Source organism: Paracoccus sp. (in: a-proteobacteria), assembly GCF_039808215.1.
In the GTDB taxonomy this organism is placed as follows: domain Bacteria; phylum Pseudomonadota; class Alphaproteobacteria; order Rhodobacterales; family Rhodobacteraceae; genus Paracoccus.
Genome location: NZ_JBDHSP010000104.1, coordinates 1 through 7,126 on the forward strand (window position 1 = coordinate 1; position 7,126 = coordinate 7,126).

At 67.9% G+C, this 7,126-nt stretch carries 6 protein-coding genes and 1 tRNA gene; 5 read left to right on the forward strand and 2 right to left on the reverse strand.

Translation table 11 applies throughout. From position 1 onward, the window contains the following. Positions 1-2 precede the first annotated feature (2 nt). Positions 3-74: transfer RNA gene (locus WMK75_RS17610), tRNA-Asn, on the reverse strand. A 101-nt stretch (positions 75-175) separates the two neighbouring features. Further along, on the reverse strand, positions 176-1,039 hold the full coding sequence (locus tag WMK75_RS17615) for an MBL fold metallo-hydrolase (protein WP_347268893.1): 864 nt from the start codon (positions 1,037-1,039) through the stop codon (positions 176-178). Between the two features lie 54 nt (positions 1,040-1,093). Here WMK75_RS17615 and WMK75_RS17620 point away from each other — a divergent pair, with 54 nt between their 5' ends. The 5 genes from WMK75_RS17620 to dnaE all read left to right on the forward strand — a co-directional run. Continuing rightward, positions 1,094-2,434, forward strand: coding sequence for an ATP-binding protein (locus WMK75_RS17620; RefSeq protein WP_347268894.1), 1,341 nt, complete (start codon positions 1,094-1,096; stop codon positions 2,432-2,434). Between the two features lie 82 nt (positions 2,435-2,516). Further along, on the forward strand, positions 2,517-3,443 hold the full coding sequence (fabD, locus tag WMK75_RS17625; protein ID WP_347268895.1) for an ACP S-malonyltransferase: 927 nt from the start codon (positions 2,517-2,519) through the stop codon (positions 3,441-3,443). A gap of 50 nt (positions 3,444-3,493) precedes the next feature. Further along, complete coding sequence (gene fabG, locus WMK75_RS17630) at positions 3,494-4,231, forward strand: 3-oxoacyl-[acyl-carrier-protein] reductase (RefSeq protein ID WP_347268896.1); 738 nt, start codon at positions 3,494-3,496, stop codon at positions 4,229-4,231. Positions 4,232-4,367: 136 nt separating this feature from the next. After that, the gene (locus WMK75_RS17635) at positions 4,368-4,601 is read left to right on the forward strand and encodes an acyl carrier protein (RefSeq protein WP_011748063.1); all 234 of its coding nucleotides are present in this window, start codon (positions 4,368-4,370) and stop codon (positions 4,599-4,601) included. Between the two features lie 126 nt (positions 4,602-4,727). Then, a partial coding sequence (gene dnaE, locus WMK75_RS17640) for a DNA polymerase III subunit alpha (RefSeq protein ID WP_347268897.1) occupies positions 4,728-7,126 on the forward strand: 2,399 nt, incomplete at its 3' end.

A 7,126-nucleotide genomic window follows, 5' to 3' on the forward strand; every position in this document is an offset into this window, starting at 1 on the left:
GGCTCCGGCGGTAGGGATCGAACCTACGACCAATTGATTAACAGTCAACTGCTCTACCGCTGAGCTACGCCGGAACACGGGGGCCGTATAGCAACCGCCTCTGGGGGCGTCCAGAGGGCTTGGCGCTTTTTTTCACGGGTGGCGGGAGATTCTGCCCGAGTGGGGAAAGCCGCGCTCAACTGCGGGAAAAGATCGCGTCCACCGCGATCGGGCCGGGGGTTCGGACGGCGCCGGATTGCGACAGGGCGATCAGATGCGCCAGCACGTTGCGGGTCGCGGCCGGAATCAGCGCCGGGGTCACGTCATAGATGCGGCGGGCGATGGATTCGGCCGTGGCGGGGCCGTGCTGCAGCGCGGCCAGGATCTCGGCGGTGCGGCTGTGTCGATGGGTGGCCAGTTCGGCCAGGCGTGCGGCGGGATCGGTGATCGCCGGCCCGTGCGCAGGCAAAAGTCGCGCTGCGCCGGCCGCATCGAGCCGCTCGAGCGTGCGGAAGTAATCCGCCAGATCGCCGTCGGGTGGCGAGATGATCGTGGTGGACCAGCCCATCACCACATCGCCGCAAAAGATCGTGTCCTCGTGGCGAAAGCTGAGATGGCCGGCGAAATGGCCGGGCGTGTGCAGGGCCTGCAGGCGCCAGTCCCCGGTCTCGATCACGGCGCCGTCGGCTAGGGTCAGGTCGGGGACGAAATCCGGGTCGATGCCCTCGCCGCCGGCCAGCGCGCCACTGAGCGCCAGCCGCGCCATCAGCGCCGAGCGCCCCTCGGTGGCGGCGCCAAAGCCCAGGATCGGCGCGCCCGTGGCCTGCGCCAGCGCCCGCGCGCCGGCGGAGTGGTCCAGATGCGCATGGGTGACGAAGATGTGGCTGATGCGCCCGGCGCCGGCAGCCAGGATCGCGGCGCGATGCGCGGCAAGGTCGGGGCCGGGGTCGATGACCGCCACCTGCCCGCGGCCCAGAAGGAAGGTGTTGGTGCCCGGCCCGGTCAGGGGCGAGGGGTTGTCGGCGGTAATCACCCGCAGGGCTTTCTCGGTCTGGGTCATCGCGCTAACCTGATGCTTGCGGCCTGAAAGCCGGAACTGTCGCGGGACGTTACGATGAATTTCGACTGGCTGAAACATGTGATGCCGCGCGGGCTTTACGGTCGCGCGGCGCTGATCCTGTTCCTGCCGGTGGTGGTGGTGACGGTGGTGGTGACCATCATGTTCCTGCAGCGCCATTTCGAGGACGTGACGCGGCAGATGACCTCGGCCATGGCGCGCGAGGTCGCGCTGATCGACGCGCTGGTCGATGCCGCCCCCGACGCGGACGCGGCGCGGCGCCGCGCCGAGGCGGTGGCCGGGCCGCTGGGGCTGCGGCTGGAACTGCCGGCGACGGTTCCGGCGCGCGAATGGCGGGCCTTTTACGACCTGTCCGGGCGGGTGGTGATCGCCGGGCTGCACGGGCGCATTCCGGCGGTCAAGGCTGTCGATCTGAGCCATCGCCGCGATGTGCGCGTGACGCTGGGGGGGCGCTGGGGCGATTACCAGCTGGTGTTTCAGCGCACGCGCGTCAGCGCCTCGAATCCGCATCAGCTGCTGGTGCTGATGATCCTGACCTCGTTGCTGATGACGGCGATCGCCACGGTGTTCCTGCGCAACCAGCTGCGCCCGATCCGGCGCCTGGCCCACGCCTCCGAGGAATATGGCAAGGGCCGCATCGTGCCCTACCGCCCGGCCGGCGCCATCGAGATCCGCAGCGCCGGCACCGCCTTTCTTGAGATGCGCAACCGGATCGAGCGCCAGAGCGAGCAACGCAAGCAGATGCTGTCCGGCGTCAGCCACGATCTGCGCACGCCGCTGACCCGGCTGCGGCTGGGCCTGTCGATGCTGAGCCCCGACGATCCGCCCGACGCCGACGAGATCGCGGCGCTGGAAAGCGATGTCGCGGCCATGTCGCGCATGATCGACGCCTTTCTGGACCATGCCCGTGACGCGGCGCAGGACGCGCCGCCGCAGTCGCTGGTTGCGCTGGATTTTGCCCGCGCCATTGTCGCGGATGCGCAGCGCGGCGGGCAGAAAGTGCGGCTGCATTCCGTCGAGGGCGATGCCGAGGGGCATGCCACCTTCCGCCCCGACAGCCTGCGCCGCGCGGTCGAGAACCTGATCGGCAATGCCGTGCGCTATGGCGAGCATGCCGAGCTTGAGGCGGTGCTGGGGCCCAGCTATTTCCGCATCTCGGTCGAGGACGACGGGCCCGGCATCCCGGCCGAGCGGCGCGAGGAGGCGCTGAAGCCCTTCACGCGCCTCGATCCGGCGCGCAACCAGAACCGCGGCCAGGGCGTGGGCCTGGGCCTGTCCATCGCCGCCGACATCGCCCGCGCCCATGGCGGCCAGCTGCGCCTGGGCGAGGGCGAGCGGCTGGGTGGGCTTAGGGCCGAGATCGTCATCCCGCGATGAGCCGCGGTTGCGGGACGCGCGGGCGCGGGCTAATCCTGTTGCAAGGACAGTCGCAGGGACATGGGACAGAAGGGGAGCCGCGATGCGGGCATTCGTATTTCCGGGACAGGGCGCGCAGGTCATCGGCATGGGGCGCGACCTGGCCGAGATCTATCCGGCGGCGCGCGAGGTCTTTGCCGAGGTCGATGAGGCGCTGGGCGAAAGCCTGTCGGATCTGGTCTGGACCGGCGACATCGAGACGCTGACCCTGACGCAGAACGCGCAGCCGGCGCTGATGGCCACCTCGATCGCGGCGCTGCGCGCGCTCGAGGCCGAGGGTTTCGGCATCGCTGACGCCGATTTCGTCGCCGGGCATTCGCTGGGCGAATATTCCGCGCTTTGCGCCGCCGGCGCCCTGAGCCTGGCCGATACCGCGCGGCTGTTGCGGCTGCGCGGCCAGGCCATGCAGGAGGCGGTGCCGGTCGGTCAGGGTGCCATGGCCGCGATCCTCGGCCTTGACCTGGCCGCAGTCGAGCAACTGGCCCGCGATGCCGCCGAGGGCGAGGTCTGTCAGGCGGCGAATGACAACGATCCGGCGCAGGTGGTGATCTCGGGGCACAAGGCGGCGGTCGAGCGCGCGGCCGCGCTGGCCAAGGCGCGCGGCGCCAAGCGGGCGCTGATGCTGCCGGTCTCGGCGCCGTTTCACTGCGCGCTGATGCAGCCGGCGGCGGCGGTCATGGCCTCGGCGCTGGCGGCGGTCGACATCCATGCCCCGGCCGTGCCGGTGGTGGCCAATGTCCGCGCCGAGCCGGTGGTCGAGCCGGGCGCCATCCGCCGCCTGCTGGTCGAGCAGGTGACCGGCGCCGTGCGCTGGCGCGAGTCGGTCGAGTTCCTCAGCGCCGCCGGCGTCGGCGAGTTCTGGGAGATCGGCGCCGGCAAGGCGCTTTCGGGCATGATCAAGCGCATCTCGAAAGAGGCGGTGGTCAGGAATGTCGGCGCACCCGCCGACATCGCGGCGCTGAAGAGCTGACAGGGCGGATGCGCGCCGGACAACTGGACACTGAAGGAACGAGGTCGGAAATGTTTGATCTGACGGGCAAGAACGCGCTGGTGACGGGCGCGTCGGGCGGCATCGGCGGTGCGGTGGCCGAGGCGCTGCACGCGGCCGGCGCCACGGTGGCGCTGTCGGGGACGCGCGAGGCGCCCCTGCGCGACCTGGCCGGGCGGCTGGGCGCGCGGGCGCATGTCGTCACCGCCAATCTGGGCGATGCGAGCGCGGTCGAGGCGCTGCCCAAGGCGGCAGCCGCGGCCATGGGCAGCGTCGATATCCTGGTCAACAATGCCGGGATCACCCGCGACAACCTGTTCATGCGCATGTCCGACGAGGAATGGGCGCAGGTGCTGGAGGTGAACCTGACCTCGAGTTTCCGGCTGTGCCGGGCTGTGTTGCGCACCATGATGAAGGCGCGCTGGGGTCGCATCGTGAACATCACCTCGGTGGTGGGGGTGACGGGCAACCCGGGGCAGGGCAATTATGCCGCTGCCAAGGCCGGCCTGGTCGGCATGTCGAAAAGCCTTGCGAGCGAGGTCGCCTCGCGCGGGATCACGGTGAACTGCGTGGCGCCCGGATTCATCGAGACGGCGATGACCGACAAGCTGAACGAGGATCAGAGGGGCCGCATCCTGGCGCAGATCCCCGCCGGCCGCATGGGCCGCGCCAGCGAGATCGCCGCAGCGGTGCTGTATCTTTCCAGCGTCGAGGCCGGCTATGTCACCGGCGCGACACTGCATGTCAACGGCGGCATGGCGATGATCTGATTATGGTTTATGCGGGTTGCAAGATCACGTCCCCGTGCTATATCCCGCGAACAAGGCTTCAGGGAAACCGCCCTGGGCTCGGCCCGGCACCTGCTGGAACATTCTGGGCGGACGCCCGCGAAAACGAGGAAAAGACATGAGCGACATCGCTGATCGCGTGAAGAAAATTGTCGTCGAGCACCTGGGTGTCGATGAGGAGAAGGTGACGGAGACCGCCTCGTTCATCGACGATCTCGGCGCCGATTCGCTGGACACCGTGGAACTGGTCATGGCCTTCGAGGAAGAATTCGGCATCGAGATCCCCGATGACGCCGCCGAGACCATCCAGACCTTCGGCGATGCGGTGAAATTCATCCAGGGCGCGGTCTGATCCGATTGCCTTGCCAGGATTCGGGCGGCGCTTTCCTCAGGGAAGGCGCCGCCCTTTCCGTTCCGGCCCGGTGGAAATCCCACGCCGGCGATTGCGCCGGGCGCCGCAACGCCCCTAGATAGGGCCATGCCGCAAGACAGCCCCCGATTCATCCACCTGCGCACCCATTCCGAACATTCGCTGCTGGAAGGCGCGGTGCCGGTCAGGAAGCTTGCCGATCTGGCGGCGCAGAACGGTATGCCCGCCGTGGCGCTGACCGATACGAATGCGTTGTTCGCGGCGCTGGAATTCTCGGTCAAGGCGCAGGATGCAGGTGTGCAGCCGATCATCGGCTGCCAGATCAGCCTGCAGGCCGGGGTCACTGCGCCGGTGGTGCTGCTGGCGCAGGACGAGGCCGGCTGGTTGAACCTGATGGCGCTGTCCTCATGTCTTTACCTGCGCGAGGGCGGCGCGCTGCCCCATGTCACGCCGGACGAGCTGGCCGCCCATGCCGAAGGGCTGATCTGCCTGACCGGCGGCGCCACCGGGCCGCTGGGGCTGTTGCTGACGCAGGGCCGTCTGCCCGAGGCGCGCGCCCTGACCGAACGCCTGGCCGCCGCCTTTCCGACCCGGCTCTATGTCGAGCTGCAGCGCCACCACGACGCCGAGGGCCGGCCCCTGCCCGAGGAGCAGGCGTCCGAGGGCGGCATGATCGATCTGGCCTATGCGCTGGACCTGCCGCTGGTGGCGACGAATGATGTGTATTTTCCGAAGGCCGATCTTTACGCCGCGCATGACGCGCTGATCTGCATTTCGGATCGCGCCTTCGTCGACCAGACCGCGCCGCGCCGGCGTCTGACGCCCGAGCATTATTTCAAGTCCCCCGCCGAGATGGCGGCGCTGTTCGCCGACCTGCCCGAGGCGGTGGAAAACACCGTCGAGATCGCCCGCCGCTGCGCATTCGCGGTGAAAAAGCACAAGCCGATCCTGCCGCGTTTCGCCGATGACGAGGTCGAGGAGTTGCGCCGTCAGGCCTGGGACGGGCTGCGCGCGCGTCTGGCGATCATCCCCCATGCCGTGCCGGTTGCGGAATACGAAGAACGCCTGCGGTTCGAGCTGGGCATCATCGAGCAGATGGGCTTTCCCGGCTATTTCCTGATCGTGGCCGATTTCATCAAATGGGCCAAGGACCACGGGATCCCGGTCGGGCCGGGGCGGGGCTCGGGTGCGGGCAGTCTTGTGGCTTACGCGCTGACCATCACCGACCTTGACCCCCTGCGCTATTCGCTGCTGTTCGAACGCTTCCTGAACCCGGAACGGGTGTCGATGCCGGACTTCGACATCGACTTCTGCATGGACCGGCGCGGCGAGGTGATCACCTACGTCCAGGAGAAATACGGCCGCGACAAGGTGGGCCAGATCATCACCTTCGGCGCGCTGCTGTCCAAGGCCGCCGTGCGCGACGTGGGCCGCGTGCTGCAACTGCCTTTCGGGCAGGTGGACCGGCTTTCGAAGATGATCCCGGTCGAGGGGGTGAAGCCGGTTTCCGTCACCAAGGCGCTGGCCGATGAGCCGCGCCTGCGCGAGGCCGCCAAAGAGGAAGTCGTCGGCCGCCTTCTGGACTATGCCGCCAAGATCGAGGGGCTTTTGCGCAATGCCTCGACCCATGCGGCGGGCGTGGTGATCGGGGATCGGCCCCTGCACCGGCTGGTGCCGCTGTACCGCGATCCGGCATCCGACATGCCGGCGACGCAGTTCAACATGAAATGGGTCGAACAGGCCGGGCTGGTCAAGTTCGACTTTCTGGGCCTGAAAACCCTGACCGTGATCCAGAACGCTGTCGATCTGATCAACGGCGGCGGGCGGCCGCTGCATGTAGCGGCCGACGGGCGCGTACTGTATGAACCCGCCGAGGGGGCGGAGAACCAGATCAACGCCATCCCGCTGGACGACAAGGCCAGCTACGACCTGTTCGCCTCGGCCCGCACGGTGGCGGTGTTCCAGGTCGAAAGCCAAGGCATGATGGATGCGCTCAGGCGCATGAAGCCCACCTGCATCGAGGACATCGTGGCGCTGGTGGCGCTGTACCGTCCCGGCCCGATGGAGAACATCCCGACCTACTGCGAGGTCAAGAACGGCCTTCGCCCGCTGGAATCGCTGCATCCGACCATCGACCCCATTCTGGCCGAAACCCAGGGCATCATCGTCTATCAGGAACAGGTGATGCAGATCGCGCAGGTCATGGCGGGCTACAGCCTTGGCGGCGCCGACCTTTTGCGCCGCGCCATGGGCAAGAAGATCGCCGAGGAAATGGCCAAGGAGCGTCCGAAATTCGTCGAGGGCTGCAAGGCGCAGGGAATCGACGCGAAGAAATCCGGCGAGGTATTTGACCTGCTTGAGAAATTCGCGAATTACGGCTTCAACAAATCGCATGCCGCAGCCTATGCCGTGGTCAGCTATCAGACCGCATGGCTGAAGGCCAACCACCCGGTCGAGTTCATGGCCGCGGTGATGAACTGCGATATCCACCTGACCGACAAGCTGGC